General features: G+C 71.4%; 18 protein-coding genes and 1 pseudogene. 13 read left to right on the forward strand and 6 right to left on the reverse strand.

What is annotated here, in order from left to right:
* Positions 1-693 carry a response regulator transcription factor gene (locus tag AB0M11_RS20050; RefSeq protein ID WP_365707210.1) on the reverse strand — a complete coding sequence of 231 codons (693 nt, stop codon included), beginning with the start codon at positions 691-693 and terminating at the stop codon, positions 1-3.
* 317 nt (positions 694-1,010) lie between these two features.
* Between AB0M11_RS20050 and AB0M11_RS20055 the strand changes: the two genes are divergently transcribed.
* The 8 genes from AB0M11_RS20055 (at position 1,011) to AB0M11_RS20090 (ending at position 7,447) form a co-directional block, all read left to right on the forward strand.
* On the forward strand, positions 1,011-1,787 hold the full coding sequence (locus AB0M11_RS20055) for an amino acid ABC transporter ATP-binding protein (RefSeq protein ID WP_365707212.1): 777 nt from the start codon (positions 1,011-1,013) through the stop codon (positions 1,785-1,787).
* Between the two features lie 71 nt (positions 1,788-1,858).
* Positions 1,859-2,695: a glutamate ABC transporter substrate-binding protein gene (locus AB0M11_RS20060; RefSeq protein ID WP_365707214.1), complete on the forward strand. Its 837-nt coding sequence runs from the start codon at positions 1,859-1,861 to the stop codon at positions 2,693-2,695.
* A 110-nt stretch (positions 2,696-2,805) separates the two neighbouring features.
* Positions 2,806-3,471, forward strand: coding sequence for an amino acid ABC transporter permease (locus AB0M11_RS20065; protein ID WP_365707216.1), 666 nt, complete (start codon positions 2,806-2,808; stop codon positions 3,469-3,471).
* A complete protein-coding gene (locus tag AB0M11_RS20070) occupies positions 3,468-4,370 on the forward strand; it encodes an amino acid ABC transporter permease (protein ID WP_365707218.1) in 903 nt (300 codons plus the stop codon). The genes AB0M11_RS20065 and AB0M11_RS20070 overlap by 4 nt, the downstream gene beginning before the upstream one ends.
* Before the next feature lie 236 nt (positions 4,371-4,606).
* Positions 4,607-6,265 carry an FAD-dependent monooxygenase gene (locus AB0M11_RS20075; protein WP_365707220.1) on the forward strand — a complete coding sequence of 553 codons (1,659 nt, stop codon included), beginning with the start codon at positions 4,607-4,609 and terminating at the stop codon, positions 6,263-6,265.
* A 78-nt stretch (positions 6,266-6,343) separates the two neighbouring features.
* The gene (locus AB0M11_RS20080) at positions 6,344-6,415 is read left to right on the forward strand and encodes a putative leader peptide (RefSeq protein ID WP_311737274.1); all 72 of its coding nucleotides are present in this window, start codon (positions 6,344-6,346) and stop codon (positions 6,413-6,415) included.
* Positions 6,416-6,485: 70 nt separating this feature from the next.
* Positions 6,486-7,034 carry a cysteine dioxygenase gene (locus tag AB0M11_RS20085; protein WP_365707222.1) on the forward strand — a complete coding sequence of 183 codons (549 nt, stop codon included), beginning with the start codon at positions 6,486-6,488 and terminating at the stop codon, positions 7,032-7,034.
* Complete coding sequence (locus AB0M11_RS20090) at positions 7,025-7,447, forward strand: rhodanese-like domain-containing protein (RefSeq protein ID WP_365707270.1); 423 nt, start codon at positions 7,025-7,027, stop codon at positions 7,445-7,447. Before AB0M11_RS20085 ends, AB0M11_RS20090 begins: the two co-directional genes overlap by 10 nt.
* Before the next feature lie 51 nt (positions 7,448-7,498).
* On the opposite strand, the pseudogene AB0M11_RS20095 reads toward AB0M11_RS20090, so the two are convergent.
* From AB0M11_RS20095 to recA, 3 genes and pseudogenes are all read right to left on the reverse strand, one after another.
* Positions 7,499-7,684, reverse strand: a pseudogene (locus AB0M11_RS20095) (hypothetical protein); the annotation flags it as partial.
* 97 nt (positions 7,685-7,781) lie between these two features.
* Positions 7,782-8,648: a recombination regulator RecX gene (recX, locus tag AB0M11_RS20100; protein WP_365707224.1), complete on the reverse strand. Its 867-nt coding sequence runs from the start codon at positions 8,646-8,648 to the stop codon at positions 7,782-7,784.
* A 4-nt stretch (positions 8,649-8,652) separates the two neighbouring features.
* The gene (gene recA / locus AB0M11_RS20105) at positions 8,653-9,786 is read right to left on the reverse strand and encodes a recombinase RecA (RefSeq protein ID WP_365707226.1); all 1,134 of its coding nucleotides are present in this window, start codon (positions 9,784-9,786) and stop codon (positions 8,653-8,655) included.
* Between the two features lie 472 nt (positions 9,787-10,258).
* On the opposite strand from recA, the gene AB0M11_RS20110 reads away from it, so the two are divergent.
* From AB0M11_RS20110 to AB0M11_RS20125, 4 genes are all read left to right on the forward strand, one after another.
* The gene (locus AB0M11_RS20110) at positions 10,259-10,555 is read left to right on the forward strand and encodes a polyprenyl synthetase (protein WP_365707228.1); all 297 of its coding nucleotides are present in this window, start codon (positions 10,259-10,261) and stop codon (positions 10,553-10,555) included.
* Positions 10,548-11,600: a polyprenyl synthetase family protein gene (locus AB0M11_RS20115; protein ID WP_365707230.1), complete on the forward strand. Its 1,053-nt coding sequence runs from the start codon at positions 10,548-10,550 to the stop codon at positions 11,598-11,600. The genes AB0M11_RS20110 and AB0M11_RS20115 overlap by 8 nt, the downstream gene beginning before the upstream one ends.
* A 49-nt stretch (positions 11,601-11,649) precedes the next feature.
* Positions 11,650-12,810, forward strand: coding sequence for an oxygenase MpaB family protein (locus AB0M11_RS20120; protein WP_365707232.1), 1,161 nt, complete (start codon positions 11,650-11,652; stop codon positions 12,808-12,810).
* Positions 12,811-12,962: 152 nt separating this feature from the next.
* On the forward strand, positions 12,963-13,700 hold the full coding sequence (locus AB0M11_RS20125; RefSeq protein WP_365707272.1) for a hypothetical protein: 738 nt from the start codon (positions 12,963-12,965) through the stop codon (positions 13,698-13,700).
* A 9-nt stretch (positions 13,701-13,709) separates the two neighbouring features.
* Here AB0M11_RS20125 and AB0M11_RS20130 read toward each other — a convergent pair whose 3' ends face one another.
* Positions 13,710-14,990 (reverse strand): AI-2E family transporter, encoded by a 1,281-nt coding sequence (locus AB0M11_RS20130; protein ID WP_365707234.1) that lies wholly within the window; start codon positions 14,988-14,990, stop codon positions 13,710-13,712.
* 60 nt (positions 14,991-15,050) lie between these two features.
* Positions 15,051-15,245 carry a DUF3046 domain-containing protein gene (locus tag AB0M11_RS20135; RefSeq protein WP_365707236.1) on the reverse strand — a complete coding sequence of 65 codons (195 nt, stop codon included), beginning with the start codon at positions 15,243-15,245 and terminating at the stop codon, positions 15,051-15,053.
* A gap of 80 nt (positions 15,246-15,325) precedes the next feature.
* Between AB0M11_RS20135 and AB0M11_RS20140 the strand changes: the two genes are divergently transcribed.
* On the forward strand, positions 15,326-16,270 hold the full coding sequence (locus tag AB0M11_RS20140) for a hypothetical protein (RefSeq protein WP_365707238.1): 945 nt from the start codon (positions 15,326-15,328) through the stop codon (positions 16,268-16,270).
* The last annotated feature ends 167 nt before the right edge of the window (positions 16,271-16,437 follow it).

A 16,437-nucleotide genomic window follows, 5' to 3' on the forward strand; every position in this document is an offset into this window, starting at 1 on the left:
CTACGCGGCCGGGGCGACGAGCCGGTAGCCGACGCCGCGTACGGTCTCGATGAGCGCGGGCATGCGCAGCTTGGCGCGCAGGGAGGCGACATGCACCTCCAGGGTGCGGCCGGTCCCCTCCCAGCTGGTACGCCAGACCTCGCTGATGATCTGCTCCCGGCGGAAGACCACGCCGGGCCGCTGGGCGAGCAGCGCCAGCAGGTCGAACTCCTTGCGGGTGAGCTGGACGACCTTGCCGTCGACGCTGACCTGACGGGTGGGCAGTTCGATGCGGACGGCGCCGAGCCGCAGCGCGCTGTCGCCGTCGGCACCGGCCGCGCCGTCCTCGTGGTGGGTGCGCCGGCTGACGGCGTGGATCCGGGCGAGCAGTTCCCCGGTGTCGTACGGCTTCACCACGTAGTCGTCGGCACCGAGGTTGAGTCCGTGGATGCGGGAGCGGACGTCGGAGCGGGCCGTCACCATGATCACCGGGGTGCTGGTGCGCTTGCGGATCTTGCCGCAGACCTCGTAACCGTCCTGGTCGGGCAGGCCGAGGTCGAGGAGGACGACGTCGAAGCCGTCGCTCTCCGGGACGAGGGCCCGCAGGGCCTCCTCGCCGCTGCGGGCGTGGGTGACGGAGAACCCGTGCCGGGCCAGGACCGCGGAGAGCGCGGCGGCGACGTGGTTGTCGTCCTCGACGAGCAGCAGTCTCATTCCGGCCCCCTCCGGTGCAGCGGTCGTACGGTCGTGGTTCGTCCTCGGCTTGTCCGCGGAAAACCCGCGCATTGTAGAAAACGCGCGCACGCGCGCGTGCACAGGGCAGTCACGCTGATGGACGCCGGTGGCGTCAAGTGGGTTCCGGTGACAGGCCGGTTCCGTTACGCGGCCGATACGCCGGCCGCCCATGCTGCCACCGCAGGTGCCCGCCGACTGTCGGATCGTGATGCTCAGATCTCGCTCAGATGTGATGACGCTGGTCATCGGCGAAAACTACATTCCTCCGAAACCGAGGAGGACGGAGCCCGAAAGCGATGACCGAAGTATCGGTGGCCAAGGAGGACGTGGCCGCGACCGGAGAACTGGTCGTCCTGAAGAACGTCAACAAGCATTTCGGAGCGTTGCACGTACTCCAGGACATCGATCTGACGATCGCCCGCGGTGAGGTCGTCGTGGTGATCGGGCCCTCCGGGTCCGGCAAGTCCACTTTGTGCCGCACCATCAACCGTCTGGAGACCATCGACAGCGGAACCATCACCATCGACGGCAGGCCGCTGCCGCAGGAGGGCAGGGAGCTGGCCCGGCTGCGCGCCGACGTCGGCATGGTCTTCCAGTCCTTCAACCTCTTCGCGCACAAGACGGTGCTGGAGAACGTGATGCTCGGGCAGCTCAAGGTCCGCAAGGCGGACCGCAGGCAGGCCGAGGAGCGGGCCCGCGCCCTGCTCGACCGGGTCGGGGTGGGCACCCAGGCCGACAAGTACCCCGCGCAGCTCTCCGGCGGCCAGCAGCAGCGCGTGGCGATCGCGCGGGCACTGGCGATGGACCCGAAGGTCATGCTCTTCGACGAGCCGACCTCGGCGCTCGACCCCGAGATGATCAACGAGGTCCTCGATGTCATGCAACAGCTCGCCGGGGACGGCATGACGATGATCGTCGTCACGCACGAGATGGGCTTCGCGCGTTCGGCCGCCAACCGGGTGGTCTTCATGGCCGACGGCCGGATCGTCGAACAGGCCACCCCGGACCAGTTCTTCGGCAGTCCGAGCAGCGACCGGGCCAAGGACTTCCTGTCGAAGATCCTGCACCACTGATTCGAGGCGCGGCACAGCCCGCTCCCCTGTCCGTCTTCACCCCGTCTTCACCACAACGAGGGATGTTCATCATGCAGCTCCGCAAGGTCACCGCCGCCTCCGCCGCCGTGCTCGCGCTCGCCCTGTCCGCCACGGCGTGCGGCGGCGGCGACAAGGACGACAGCGGCTCCTCGGGCGGCGGCAAGATCAAGATCGGGATCAAGTACGACCAGCCCGGTCTCGGCCTCCAGGAGCCCGACGGCTCCTTCTCGGGCTTCGACGTGGACGTGGCCACCTATGTCGCCGGGCAACTCGGTTACAAGCCGGACCAGATCGAGTTCGTGCAGACCAAGAGCGCCGACCGGGAGAACGCCCTCGCGCGCGGCGACGTGAAGTTCATCGCGGCCACCTACTCGATCACCGACGAGCGCAAGGCCAAGGTGGACTTCGCCGGCCCGTACCTGCTGGCCCACCAGGACCTGCTGGTCAAGAAGGACTCGACCATCTCCAAGGGCACGGACCTCAACGGCAAGAAGCTGTGTTCCGTGACCGGTTCCACCTCGGCGCAGAACCTCCAGAAGACGATCGCCCCGAAGGCGAACCTGAAGGAGGTCGGCACCTACTCGGAGTGCATCGCGGGCCTGCAGAGCGGCGCCGTCGCCGCCGTGACCACGGACGACTCGATCCTCGCGGGCTTCGCCTCGCAGGACAAGTACAAGGGCCAGTTCAAGCTCGCCGGCCTGAAGCTGAGCAACGAGAACTACGGCATCGGCGTCAAGAAGGGCGACTCCGCGACCGTTGACAAGATCAACAAGGCGCTGGAGAAGATGGTCTCCGACGGCTCCTGGCAGAAGGCAGTCGACAAGAACTTCGGCCCGGCGAACTACAAGAACGAGCCCGCCCCGAAGATCGGCGTGATCGTCAAGTAAGGCCGCGGTTCTCCAGGGGACCCTCTCGGGCGCGCCGCCCGCCACCGCTCCCCCGTCGGCGGCGCGCTCTGCCCTCCACGTACCCCACACACCCGGAAGCGCGGGAATTCGTGTTCGACTTTCTTCAAGGCTACGACGTCCTGGGGGCGTTCTGGACGACGGTGAAACTGACCGTCTTCTCCGCCGTCGGCTCCCTGGTCTGGGGCACCCTGCTGGCCGCCATGCGGGTCAGCCCGGTCCCGCTGATGCGCGGGTTCGGCACCGCCTACGTCAACATCGTCCGGAACATCCCTCTGACGGTCATCGTCATCTTCACCTCGCTGGGCCTCGCCGACATCTTCGGCGTGACGCTCGGCGCCTCCGACTTCAAGGTGCAGGGCTTCCGCCTCGCGGTGCTCGGCCTTGCCGCCTACACCGCGGCCTTCGTCTGCGAGGCGCTGCGCTCCGGCATCAACACCGTGCCCGTCGGCCAGGCCGAGGCGGCCCGCGCGATCGGGCTGAACTTCTCCCAGACCCTGCGGCTGATCGTGCTGCCGCAAGCCTTCCGCGCGGTGATCGGCCCGTTGGCCAACGTCCTGATCGCCCTGACCAAGAACACCACCGTGGCGGCCGCGATCAGCGTCGCCGAGGCCGCGGCCCTGATGAAGACGATGATCGAGAACGAGGCCCAGACCGTGGCCATCGGCGCGGTCTTCGCCTTCGGCTTCGTGGTCCTGACCCTCCCGACCGGCCTGTTCCTCGGCTGGCTCGCCAAGCGCCTGGCGGTGAAGCGATGAGCTCCGTCCTGTACGACACTCCGGGGCCCCGCGCCAAGCGGCGCAACCTGCTGTTCTCCGTCGCCTTCGTCCTGCTCCTCGCCCTGCTGGCCTGGTGGGTCTGGCAGAAGCTGGACGACAAGGGCCAGTTGAAGTGGGCTCTGTGGCAGCCCTTCACCACCTCCGAGGCGTGGACCACGTATCTGCTGCCGGGGCTCGGCAACACCCTCAAGGCGGCCGCGCTCGCCATGGTGATCGCCCTGCCGCTGGGCGCGGCCTTCGGCATAGCCCGGATGTCCGACCACGCCTGGGTGCGGATCCCGGCAGCCTGGATGGTGGAGTTCTTCCGTTCGATCCCGGTGCTGCTGCTGATGCTGTTCGCCCAGGAGTTCTACGTCCGCTCCACCGACGTCGGCAGTGACGAACGGCCGCTGTACGCGGTCGTCACCGGCCTGGTGCTCTACAACGCCTCGGTCCTCGCCGAGGTCGTACGGGCCGGCGTCCTCGCGCTTCCCAAGGGGCAGACGGAGGCGGCGTACGCGATCGGGCTGCGCAAGGGGCAGACGATGACCGGCATCCTGCTGCCGCAGGCGGTCACCGTGATGCTGCCGGCCATCGTCAGCCAGCTCGTGGTGATCGTGAAGGACACCGCGCTGGGCGGGGTGATGCTGCAGTTCACGGAGCTGCTCACGGCGCGCGGCACCCTGGCTGCCAACTACGCCAACGTCATCCCCAGCTTCGTCGTCGTGGCGCTCGTCTTCATCGTGCTCAACCTCGCGCTCACCACCTTCGCCTCCTGGCTGGAGCGGCGGCTGCGGCGCAGCAAGCGGGGCACGGGCGCGGTCCTCGGGGCCGAGGACGTCCAGGACCTGAACGCGGCCGAGGTGACCGGCGCCTTCGGCACGGGGGCGTCCGCCTGACGCGGAGTCGACCCGCGCACGGGGTACGGGGGCGGCGGCCGCACGGTCGCCGCCCCCGCCTCGTCGCACCGGCCAGGCGGTCTCCGCGCGCCCGCCATGCTGACGTGTCCCCGGGTGCGCCGCTTGACCGGGTGGCGCCCAGTCTGTTGCATACGTTCTGTGATCGTGCACCCTGCTCCACCCACCTGTTCACCCAGCTCCGTCGGGACTCGCGTACGGGCAGGGGGCGCCGCGCCGTGGACCCGGTGATCATCGTCGGAGCGGGGCCCGTCGGGCTCACGCTCGCCCTGGCGCTGGCCCGTCAGGAGGTACCGGCCGTCGTCCTCGACGAGGGTCCGGGCAAGGACGAGCCGCGCCCGGCGCGCACCGTGGTGCTGCGCGAGGACACCGCCGCCCTGGTGACGCGGCTGAGCGGCGCACCCCTGGACGAGCTGGGCCTGCGCTGGACCGGCTGGCGGTCGGTGCGGCGCCGGCAGGTGATGCGTGAGGTCGTCTTCGACGACACCGGCGAGCCTGCTCCGCTGCACATCGAGCAGCACGTGCTCACCGGCGCGCTGCGCGCCGCGATCGCCGACGAAGCGCTGGTCAGGGTGGTCACCGACAGCCGCCTGGACACCGTCGAGCAGGAGCGCTCCGGGGTCACCGCGCACACCCGGGGCCCCAAGGGCACCTGGTGGCGCGGCAGTTACCTGGTGGGCTGCGACGGCCCCCGCTCGACCGTGCGCAAGCTGCTGGACATCCGCTTCCCGGGCCGTACGGCGGTGGAACGACACGCGGTCGCCGCGCTGCGCGCGGAACTTCCGTGGCCCGGTCAGGCGTTGCTCCATCGGACACCGCCGTGGCGGATGTCCGGGCCCTCGGCCGGGGAGGTGACCGCCCGCCCCCTCCCGGACGGCGTGTGGCGCCTGGACTGGCTGCTGCCGCCCGGCAAGGACCTGGTCACGCCCGAGCTGCTCGTGACCCGGATCCGCGAGACCCTCGCGGGCTGGACGGACGGCACCACACCGCCGTACGACCTGCTCGACACCGGCGTCCACACCGTGCACCACCGCCTCGCCCGCCGGTGGCGGGTGGGCAGGGTGTTCGTCGCCGGGGACGCCGCGCACCTGCTCGGCGCACTCGGTACGCACGGGCTCGACGAGGGGCTGCGGGACGTCGACAACCTCGCCTGGAAGCTGGCCCCGGCCTGGCACCACGGCCCGCACGAGGCGCTGCTGGACAGCTACCAGACCGAGCGGCGCGGCGCGGTCGCCGCCCGGCTGCGCGCCGCCGACCAGGTGCTGCCGGTGCTGCGCGGCGGTGGCGGACTGCGCGGGTTCGTCCCCGGCGCGTCCAGGGGGCACGACGCGCTCCTCACGGACGGTCACCTGGGGCGCGGCCCGCTCGGTGCGCCGGGGGCGTACGCCGACTCGCCCCTGGCACCCCGGCACCTGGAGCACGAGATCCCGGTCGGCACTCCGCCCGGCTCCCAGGTCACCGACGTCAAGGTCACCGCGGAGGACGGCTCCTTCGTGCGGCTGCGCTCCCGGCTCGGCCGCGGCGCGCTGCTCGTCGTCCTCATCGCGCCCGGTACCGGGGTGTGGGACCGCAAGCACTGGGTCTCCGCCGGGATCATGCCCCGGCTCGCGGCGGCCGTGACCGCGCTGCCGCACCCGGCCGAACTGCTGGTCGCCGAGGCCTATCCGGACGCCCCGGCGCACACCGTGCTGCTCGTGCGCCCCGACGGTCACCTGGTCACGGCCCTCAACGGGGTCCGCCCGGCCGATCTCTACGCGGCGGCCGAGGCGACCCTGGGCGGCAAGGACCAGGAGAGCACGGAGCACCCCGAGGACGCGCCGCCCACCGAGCGGACGGACCAGAGGACCGGGGCGGAGGCCGGTTCCCCCGCCCGGTGACCGAGCGGTCCACATGCCGACGCTGAGTTGACCGGTCCGGACCGGCATGGTGTACTCCGCATCGTGAACGACACCACTGTGCGCCTGTGGCGGAAGGTCCATGTGGACCTCGTCCGCTATGCGGGCTGCGTGTGTCTTCCGTCCTGCTGACTTCGCACTCCACTTCTCTCAGGGCGCCGTCTGCGCCCGTTTCTGCGAACTCTCATCAGGATCGGTGCACGTGTCTGCTTCCCTCTCCTCCGCTCCCGTCTCCTCCTCCGCCCCCGCGCCCGGCGCCGCGCCCACCCAGGCGGACCTTCTCGACTTCGTCCGGCGTACGGCCGCCGACGCCGAGCTGATCGCCTCGCTCCCGCTGGACCCCGAGGGCCGCACCTGGGTACGGCTCGACGGCCCCGGCGGCAGTGAGGCCTGGCTGATCGGCTGGCCGCCCGGCAGTGGCACCGGCTGGCACGACCACGCCGAGTCGGTCGGCGCCTTCCTCACCGCCCGCGGTGAACTGAAGGAGTTCTCCCTGGCCACCCGGCTGCCCACGGACGGCTGGAAGACCCTGGAGCTCTCCGAGGGCGTGGACCGCGAGCGCCGGCTGCCGGCCGGAAAGGGCAGGTCCTTCGGTCGCGACCACGTCCACGAGGTGCTCAACGAGTCCGCCGAGCAGCACGCGATCTCCGTCCACGCCTACTACCCGCCGCTGCCCCGGATCCGTCGCTACAGCCGCACCGGACAGGTGCTGCGCCTGGAGCAGGTCGAGCGCCCGGAGGACTGGCAGTGAGCGGCCCGGAACAGGCGGAACAACGCCCGGTCGGCATCGACGAGCTGCTGGAGCGGGTGCGCACGGGCTACCGGCGCATCGAGGCGCAGGCGGCGTACGAAGCGGCGCGCACCGGTGATGCCCTGCTCGTCGACATCCGGTACGCGGCTCTGCGCGACCGGGACGGGCTGATACCCGGTGCCCTCGTCATAGAGCGCAACGAACTGGAGTGGCGCCTGGACCCCCAGGGCAGCCACAGAACCGCGGAGGCAACCGGCCACGACATCCAGGTCGTGGTGATCTGCAACGAGGGATACGCCTCCAGCCTGGCCGCCGCCTCCCTCCACCAGCTGGGCCTGCACCGGGCGACCGACCTGATCGGCGGCTTCCAGGCGTGGAAGGCGGCGGGCCTGCCGGTCACGCCGCCGGCCTGAACCGGCGGACCGGCCGCGGTGGCCGGTGGCCGGTGGCCGTCTGGCGGACTACTGGTCGGCGGAGACCACGACCGGGGCCGCCGCGTAGCGCTCGGTACGGATCGTGCCGCGCAGGCCGGTGTCGAGGAGGGTGCCGCAGGCGGAGATCAGGGCGGCCGCGCAGAGCAGGGCGAGGAAGGCGCCGAGGAAGCCGGTCTTGCGGGCACGGACGGTCTTGAGGGCGTAGCGCAGCAGCATCATGGCGTACACCGTCGTCCATGCGGAGGCCCCAAGGCTCTGCGGCGTTCCGGCGTCCTGGCCGGGGGTGAGCCCCCCTTCCGAGGCTGTCGCCCCGTCAGAAGCTCCCGTCGTCCAGGAACTCCGTGTCCTCGCCCTCCTCCTCCAGGGCTCGCCGGACGACCCGCAGGGCCATGCCCTCGGGATACCCCTTGCGGGCGAGCATGCCGGCGAGTCGTCGGATCCGCTTGTCGCGGTCGAGGCCCCGGGTGGAGCGGAGTCTGCGGGCGACGAGTTCGCGGGCCGTCTCCTCCTCCTGCTCGGAGTCGAGCTGGGCGACGGCCTCGTCGACGAGCGCCGGGGCGACGCCCTTGGTGCGCAACTCCTGGGCGAGTGCGCGCCTGGCCAGGCCGCGGCCGTGGTGCCGGGACTCCACCCAGGCGTCCGCGAACGCGCTGTCGTTGATCAGCCCGACCTCCTCGAACCGCGACAGCACCTCCTCGGCGACGTCGTCCGGGATCTCCCGCTTGCGCAGGGCGTCCGCGAGCTGCTTCCGGGTGCGCGGGGTCCCGGTGAGCAGGCGCAGGCAGATCGCCCGCGCCCGCTCAGCCGGGTCCGCCGGAGGTTCCCCCTGCTCGGCCCTCGACGAGAAAGAGGAACCCCCGGGCCCTCCGTCCGCAGCGGACGGCTCCCCGACGCCGCGCCGACGGCGGGCCCCGGGCCCGCGCGAGCCACGGCCGGGTGACCCGTGCCCGCGGAACCCGCCCGTGCCGCCGTGCACGCCTTCACCGTGCGTGCCGTCACCGTGCACGGCGTCATCGTGCGAGCCGTCACCCCCGTAGACGCCGTCCCCGTAGTCGCCGCCGCTCGTGCCGTAGGCCGCGTCGCCGTCCCCGGCGGAGGCCGGGTCGCCCCCGGTGCCCCTCCCCCGTGGGGCACCGGGGGACGTGTATGCGTGGTCGGCCCAGTCGGTTCGTCGTGTCACGGCGTCAGCTCTTGGCGGTGGCGGCCTTGGGCTTGGTGGTCTTGGCAGCGGCCGGGGCGGGCACCGTCTTCGCCGTGTCGTCCGGGGCCGCGGGGGTGGTGACCGCCGCGTCCGCGCCCGGCTCGGCGGCGGGCTCCTCCGGGCGGACACCGACGCCCAGCTTCTCCTTGATCTTCTTCTCGATCTCGTTGGCCAGGTCGGGATTGTCCTTGAGGAAGTTGCGCGCGTTCTCCTTGCCCTGGCCGAGCTGGTCGCCCTCGTACGTGTACCAGGCGCCGGCCTTGCGGACGAACCCGTGCTCCACGCCCATGTCGATCAGACCGCCCTCGCGGCTGATGCCCTGGCCGTAGAGGATGTCGAACTCGGCCTGCTTGAAGGGGGGCGCGACCTTGTTCTTGACGACCTTGACCCGGGTGCGGTTGCCGACCGCCTCGGTGCCGTCCTTCAGGGTCTCGATGCGGCGGATGTCGATGCGCACCGAGGCGTAGAACTTCAGCGCGCGGCCACCGGTCGTGGTCTCCGGGGAACCGAACATCACGCCGATCTTCTCGCGCAGCTGGTTGATGAAGATCGCGGTGGTCTTTGACTGGTTGAGCGCGCTGGTGATCTTCCGCAGCGCCTGGCTCATCAGGCGGGCCTGGAGACCGACATGGCTGTCGCCCATCTCGCCCTCGATCTCGGCGCGCGGGACGAGCGCGGCGACGGAGTCGATGACGATGAGGTCGAGGGCGCCGGAGCGGACCAGCATGTCCACGATCTCCAGAGCCTGCTCGCCGTTGTCGGGCTGGGAGAGGATCAGGTTGTCGATGTCGACGCCGAGCTTCTTCGCGTACTCGGGGTCGAGGGCGTGCTCCGCGTCCACGAACGCGACCTGGCCGCCGGCCTTCTGCGCGTTGGCCACGGCGTGCAGGGTCAGGGTCGTCTTACCGGAGGACTCCGGTCCGTAGATCTCCACGACGCGGCCGCGCGGCAGGCCACCGACACCGAGGGCGACGTCGAGCGCGGTCGAGCCGGTCGAGATGACCTCGATGGGCTCCTTGGCCCGCTCGCCCATGCGCATGACCGCGCCCTTGCCGAATTGCCGTTCAATCTGTGCGAGCGCGGCGTCGAGCGCCTTCTCGCGGTCGGTTCCTGCCATGGGTTCCACCCGGTTTGCTTGAGTCGATCGCTTCACGTCAAAGACGCTAACGCCTGCCACTGACAATGCGCCCCGACGCCGGTTCGGCCTGTGGACAACTCGGGGACTTACCCCCCGAAAACGTGTCGAACTGCCGCCGAAATCCCCACTGGGAGCCGCACCGGAGCCTCCATAAGAATAGATGTTCGATTTTCGTGTCAAGCGCACCACGCGGTACTCCCGCCACTTCCCCGCAGGGGGCTCACCCCCGCTCACCCCGCGCTCACCCACCGCTCACCCACGGGTCGCGGGCGGGAGCGTGCGGCACGCCGGGGGCGCGGGCGGGACGGGGGCCGCGGCACGGTCCACCGCACCACCCCGCGAGGCGTTCACCCGATCGTGGATTTCCGTAGGCACCCGCCCGCCGTGCCCCGATGCTCGAAGAGGCGGCCGGGGAGCGGCGCCGCCCTGGAATCCGTGGGTGGGAGAGCGCATGACACCTGAGACAGCACGACGCGGTGGTGAGACAGCACGACGCGGTCTGGACGAACAGGCCGTGCTGCTGGCGGCGGGGCTGGCCAACCTGGCGGTGAGCACGGTGGGCACCGCCTTCGGGACGTTACGGGGGCTGCTGCGCCGGGCGGACGCCGGCGAGCTGGCGGCGGAGGCAGAGCACGACCTCACCGCACGGGGGCGCCTGGTCCTGGACCGGTACGCGGCCGTACCCCCGGCCCATCTGGAGATCCTCGCCCGGCACACCCTGGCCCGGCGGACCGCCGCCGATGACTGAGCGGTGGGATCCGGGCGCCTTCAAGAACCGCGTCGACGAGGTACTGCGCCGGTTCGTCGCCGAGGAGGCCGACCTGTTCGCGGCGGTCGACCCGCTGCTGAGCCCGGTGGCCGGGCAACTGGAGGCGGCGGTCGCGGACGGCAAACGGCTGCGCGCGGCGTTCTGCTACTGGGGCTGGCGTGCGGTCGGCCAGCCGGACAGCGACGCGCTGGTACGGGCGGCGGCCTCCATGGAGCTGGTGCACGCCGCCGCCGTCGTGCACGACGACCTCATCGACGACAGCCCGCTGCGGCACGGGCGCCCCACCCCGCATCTCGCCCTGCGTGCGGCCGTGGGGGACCGCGCGCACGCCGACGACACCGCGCGGTCGCTGGCGATGCTCGTGGGCGACCTGCTGATGTCCCTGGCCGGGCAGTTGTTCGCCACCTGCGGGCTGCCCGCCGCCTACCTCACCCGGGCCCGACCCCTGTGGTCGGTGCTGGCCCGGGAGCTGATCGCGGGCGAGTGCCTGGAGATCCTGCGCACCGGAACCGGTCCGGACACCTCTGCGTCGCTGAAGGTGATCCGCTACAAGACCGCGAAGTACACCGTGGAGCAGCCCCTGCTGATCGGCGGCGCCCTGGCCGGCGCCGGCCGGCGGCTGCGCGAGGGGTACTCCGCGTACGGGCTGCCGCTGGGCGAGGCCTTCCAGCTCCGCGACGACCTGCTCGGCCTGTTCGGCGCACCGGAGCACACCGGCAAGGCCAACGCCGACGACGTGCGCGGCCACCGGCCCACCGCCCTGCTCGCGGAGACCTGGCGGCTGGCCCGTGCCGACGACCGGGAGCGGCTGGGCGCCTTGCTCGGCAGCCGGGACCTGGACGCGGAGGGCCTGGACACGGTCCGCGAGGTCATGTGCCGGCTCGGCGCACCCGACCGGATCGAGCACATGATCGGCGCGCGGGTCACGGAAGCCCTCGACGCCCTTCACGAACTGGGCCTCCCGGCTCCCTCCGCCCATGCCCTGACCTCGCTGGCCCGTTCGGCCACGGTCCGCCTGTCCTGACCCCCACGGGTGGCCAGGACGACACCCGCGACGACGAAGGAGCCCTGCCGTGATCCACACCGAGGCCTCGATGGACGCCCTGCGGCACGCCGGTGACGAACTCGCCGACGCCACGGTCGCCACACTCTTCGAACGAGGGGAGGTAGGCACGTTCAACACCCTGATGCGCTACGTCTCCACCGCCGGCGCTCCGCTGCCCGACGGGCTGCCCGACGTCGCGCGGGAGTACCTGGAGGCCACCCGGGTGCCGCCGTCCTGGGTGGACTGGGGCGAGATGGAGAAGGCCCGGCTGTTCTTCATCGACAACAACGTGCACATCTCGACCGCGCTGTCCTTCGCCGCCATGCCCGCCTGCTACGTGGTCCCGCGCGTGGCGAAGCTGCTGTCGGCCACCCACGGGCTGCGCTACCCGTCCAAGCGCATGGCGGAGACCGGTCAGTTCACCGTCTACCTCATGCGGCCCGACGCCTTCGAGGCCGGCGGCCGCTTCGTCCCCGCCGCCCAGAAGGTGCGTCTGCTGCACGCCTCCATCCGGCATCACCTCAGGCGTGAGAACCGCTGGGACACCGAGGCGCTGGGCACGCCGATCTGCCAGGAGGACATGATCGGCGGGCAGATGTTCTTCTCGATGCTGGTCCTCGACAGCCTGCACCGGCTGGGCGTCCATCTGTCCACGGAGGGCGCGGAGGCGTACTACTACGCCTGGCGGGTGGTGGGCGCCATGCTCGGCGTCGACCAGGAGGCCGTCCCGAGGACACTCGACGAGGCGCGCGCCTTCCTCGACCTGTACATGGTCCGGCACATGGGGCCCTCCGAGGAGGGCGCGGTCCTGACCCGGCAGCTCATCGACCTCTACGAGGAGGTCGTCCCCGGCACCTTCTTCGATCCGGTCGTCTCCGCCCTGATCCGCCACCTGGTCGGCGACACCTGCGCCGACTGGCTGGAGGTGCCGCGCACCCCGTGGGACACCGTCGTCAAGGCCGTACCGCATCTCCTCGGCGTCCTGGAGGCCGTCGAGGACCGCTCCCCGCTGGGCGCCTGGGCCCTGGACCGCCTCGGCCACCTCACCACCGTGCTCGAACTGTCCTCGCTCACCCGTGGCCGCGTCATGCACTACGCCATCCCCGAACACCTCAGGAAGGACTACGGCGTCACGCGCACCGTGCCCCGCACCCGGCGATGGACCCCGCCGGCCGCCACGGTCTCCTGATCTCCAGATCTCTTGATCTCCTGCTCCGCACGACGTACCGCCGGTGCCTTCGGCCGGACGACGACCGGGCGGGCAACCCCCGGGAGGCTGGGCGCATGTCCTCCTCTCCGAAGAGTCCGCCCCGGAAGGCACCGGCGAACCCGCCGGCCGGGATGCGCTCCGCCGAGCGGCTCTGTCACACGACCAGTGCCTTCCTCGCCCTGTCCGGTCTGGCACATCTCATGGTGTTCGCGGTCGACGGCGGCCCCTGGTACGGCCCGGTCTCGTGGCGCAAGCCCGTCACGTTCGGGCTCTCCTTCGGGCTGACGCTGATCGCGGTCACCTGGGTCACGTCGTACCTGAGGATCGGAGAGCGGCTGCGGAGCCTGCTGCTGCTCGTGTTCGCCGCCGACTGCGTGGTGGAGGTCGGCGGGATCACACTGCAGGCATGGCGCCGGGTGCCCTCGCACCTCGACATGCAGACGCCGTTCGACACGGCGGTGTCCATGGCACTCGCCGTGGGCGGCGGGGTTCTGGTGGTGCTGCTCGGCGTCTTCGCGGTGGTGTCCTTCCGGCGGCGCCCGGCCGGCCCCGCGGGCATGGCGCTCGCGGTGCGCTCCGGGTTCGCGCTCCTGCTGGTGGCGCTGGCCTCGGGAGCGGCGATGATCGCGCGCGGGGTGGTGCTCGTCCGGACCGGGCACCAGGAGGCGGCGTACGAGTCGACGGCCCCGCTCAAGCCGCTGCACGGGGTCAGCCTGCACGCGGTGCTGGTCCTGCCGGCCCTGGCCTGGCTGCTGTCCCGCACCGCCTGGAGCGAGCGGACCCGGTGGCGGGTCGTGGCCGTGGCGGTGGGCTGCTACGCGGCCGCGGTGGCCGCGGCCGGGAGCTGGGCGGTGCTCACCTACCGGTAGCGGCGGGCGTCAGGACGGACTGTCCCCGGATCCCTCGGCGGGCCGCTGCCATATCAGCCTCCGTGCACGGGTGAGCAGCCCCGGGCCGCCCGCGTCGCGTCGGCGGTGACCGTGCACCCGGGGGTCGTCCGTGACGTCGTAGCGCTTCACATAGGCGCCCAGGAACGCCTGGAGGGTGGCGACCGCGGGAATGGCGATCAGCGCGCCGACCGCGCCGAGGAGCGCGGTGCCCGCGATGACCGAGCCGAAGGCGACCGCCGGGTGGATGTCGACCGACTTGGAGGTCAGCTTGGGTTGGAGCACGTAGTTCTCGAACTGCTGGTAGACCACGACGAACACCAGCACCCACACCGCGTACAGGGGGTTGACGGTGAACGCGATCAGCATCGGCAGCGCACCCGCGAGATAGGTGCCGATGGTGGGGATGAACTGTGAGACCAGCCCCACCCAGACGCCCAGCACGGGCGCGTACGGCACGCCCAGGGCCTCCAGCAGGATGTAGTGGGCGATGCCGGAGATCAGCGCCATCACACCGCGCGAGTACAGGTAGCCGCCGGTCTTGTCGACGGCGATCTCCCAGGCCCGGAGCACCTCGGCCTGGCGGGCCGGCGGCAGCACGGAGCACAGGGTCCGGCGCAGCCGGGGGCCGTCGGCGGCGAAGTAGAACGCGAAGAGGGTGATGGTGAGCAACTGGAACAGGCCGCCGAGCACCTGCCCGGAGACGTCGAGCACGCCGGCCGCGCTGTTCTGCGCGTACTTGCGCAGCCAGTCGGAGTGCAGCAGGCCCTCCTGGACGTCGACCCGTCTCAGGTGGCTGTGGAAGGTCTCGTTGACCCAGTTGATGACCGAGTCCAGGTAGTCCGGGAAGTCCGTGACGATCTTGTTGATCTGTCCGGCGAGCATCGAGCCGAGCAGGGTGACGAAGCCCGCGACGGCGATCGCCAGGCCCAGGAAGACCAGGAAGGTCGCGAAGCCGCGGCGCATGCCCCGGGACGCCATCCAGCTCACCGCGGGCTCGATGGCCAGCGCCAGGAAGAACGCGATGAGGATGTTGATCAGCAGGCCGGTCAGCTGGTGGAAGGCCCAGCTGCCCAGCTGGAAGGCGGCGACGAGGGCGAGCGCCAGCACCATGGCGCGCGGCAGCCAGCGGGGCATGCGGGCGCCCGGTACCGCACCGCCGACGGCCGGCGATCCGGCTCGCGGCGTCGTGCCCGACGTGCCGGCCGTGCCGACCGTGTCGGCCGGGGATGTGTCCTGGGCGGTCCGCCCACCCTCGTCAGTGGCTGCCACGGTGCAAGTCTCGCGCACGCCACTGACAACGCGTGGCCCGGATTCGATCTTCGTGCACGGTCAGCGCCTCTCCCCCGGAACGTTCATGACCGTGCAGACCACGCGCCACACGTCCTTCGCCTCCCAGCCGGCGTCCAGCGCCTCGTTCACCGTCAGCCCGCCGAGCTCCGTCATCACGTGATCACGCGCGAAGGTGTCGGCGTACCCGGAACCGAAGTGTTCCGCCATCCGCTGCCAGAAGACCGTCAACCGCATGACTCCAGTATCCCGCCCCTGAGAGTGGGCCCTGCCCGGGAGCACTCGCCGAGACCGCTTTCCGCCCTACGGTCTTTCGCATGGCCGAAACCGGAGCTTCCCCACTCCCCCCTACGCCCCCGGCGCACTCCCCTCTCCTGCGCGCCGAGCAGTTCGTGTGGCTCACCGCGCGCGTGCTGGAACAGCGGCTCTTCTCGTATCACTTCCTGAACGGCGGTCCCGATCCGGTGGAGACGGCGCTGGACGCCTACCGCAACGAGGACGGCGGCTATGCGCACGCGCTGGAGCCCGACCTGCGCGGGCCGGTGAGCCAGCCGCTGCACACCGGACGTGCGCTGCGGATCCTGGACGCCATCGGGCGGTGCGGCGGGCAGCGGGTGGAGCGGGTGTGCCGCTATCTGACGGCCGTCTCCGCGGCCGACGGGGCGCTGCCGGCGGTCCGTCCGAGCCAGCGCGGCTATCCGGCGGCGCCGTTCGTCCCGGTCGTCGACGACCCGCCCAGCGAGCTCCTCGCCACCGGCCCGGTGGTGGGCCTGCTGCACCGCAACGAGGTCTGGCACGCGTGGCTGTTCAGGGCCACCGACTTCTGCTGGCAGGAGATCGACCGTCTGGAGAAGTCGCACCCCTACGAGATCGAGGCCGCGGTCGCCTTCCTGGACACGGTGCCCGACCGCTCACGCGCGGAGGCGGCCGCCGACCGGCTGGGCCGCCTGGTGCGCGAGCAGCGGCTGGCCGCGCTGGACCCCGAGCGGCTCGGCGTCTACCCGGTGGCGCCCGGCTACGCACCGCGCGAGCACCACTTCCCGCACGACTTCGCGAAGTCGCCGGACTCGCTCGCCCGCGCGTGGTTCACCGACGAGGAGATGACCCGCTCGCTCGACTTCCTCGCCGCCGAGCAGGAGGCGGACGGCGGCTGGCCGATCCGCTGGCGCCAGTGGGCACCGGCCGCCGCCCTGGAGGCCCGCCCGATGGTGACGATCGAGGCGTTGCACACACTCAGGGCGTACGGCCGCTTCGTGGGGTGACGGACGAGAGCGGAGCGCGGGCCCGTCGGCGGCCGCCCGCCCTCCGGCAGTCAAACCAGACGAACCTTAAGAAGCTGTAAGAAACTGCGAGAAACCGGAAGAAATACGACCGAAGGCACGACCGGGACCGCCCGGTTCTCGTATCTCCGCAGGTCAGGTCCGTTGTC

It is taken from the genome of Streptomyces sp. NPDC051987 (genome assembly GCF_040680735.1).
GTDB lineage: Bacteria > Actinomycetota > Actinomycetes > Streptomycetales > Streptomycetaceae > Streptomyces.

Bases quoted from the DNA above. Each gene is read 5' to 3' on its own strand.
- AB0M11_RS20050 (WP_365707210.1), bottom strand. From the start codon at position 693: ATGAGACTGCTGCTCGTCGAGGACGACAACCACGTCGCCGCCGCGCTC.
- AB0M11_RS20055 (WP_365707212.1), top strand. From the start codon at position 1,011: ATGACCGAAGTATCGGTGGCCAAGGAGGACGTGGCCGCGACCGGAGAA.
- AB0M11_RS20060 (WP_365707214.1), top strand. From the start codon at position 1,859: ATGCAGCTCCGCAAGGTCACCGCCGCCTCCGCCGCCGTGCTCGCGCTC.
- AB0M11_RS20070 (WP_365707218.1), top strand. From the start codon at position 3,468: ATGAGCTCCGTCCTGTACGACACTCCGGGGCCCCGCGCCAAGCGGCGC.
- recA (WP_365707226.1), bottom strand. From the start codon at position 9,786: ATGGCAGGAACCGACCGCGAGAAGGCGCTCGACGCCGCGCTCGCACAG.
- AB0M11_RS20110 (WP_365707228.1), top strand. From the start codon at position 10,259: ATGACACCTGAGACAGCACGACGCGGTGGTGAGACAGCACGACGCGGT.
- AB0M11_RS20115 (WP_365707230.1), top strand. From the start codon at position 10,548: ATGACTGAGCGGTGGGATCCGGGCGCCTTCAAGAACCGCGTCGACGAG.
- AB0M11_RS20125 (WP_365707272.1), top strand. From the start codon at position 12,963: ATGCGCTCCGCCGAGCGGCTCTGTCACACGACCAGTGCCTTCCTCGCC.
- AB0M11_RS20135 (WP_365707236.1), bottom strand. From the start codon at position 15,245: ATGCGGTTGACGGTCTTCTGGCAGCGGATGGCGGAACACTTCGGTTCC.
- AB0M11_RS20140 (WP_365707238.1), top strand. From the start codon at position 15,326: ATGGCCGAAACCGGAGCTTCCCCACTCCCCCCTACGCCCCCGGCGCAC.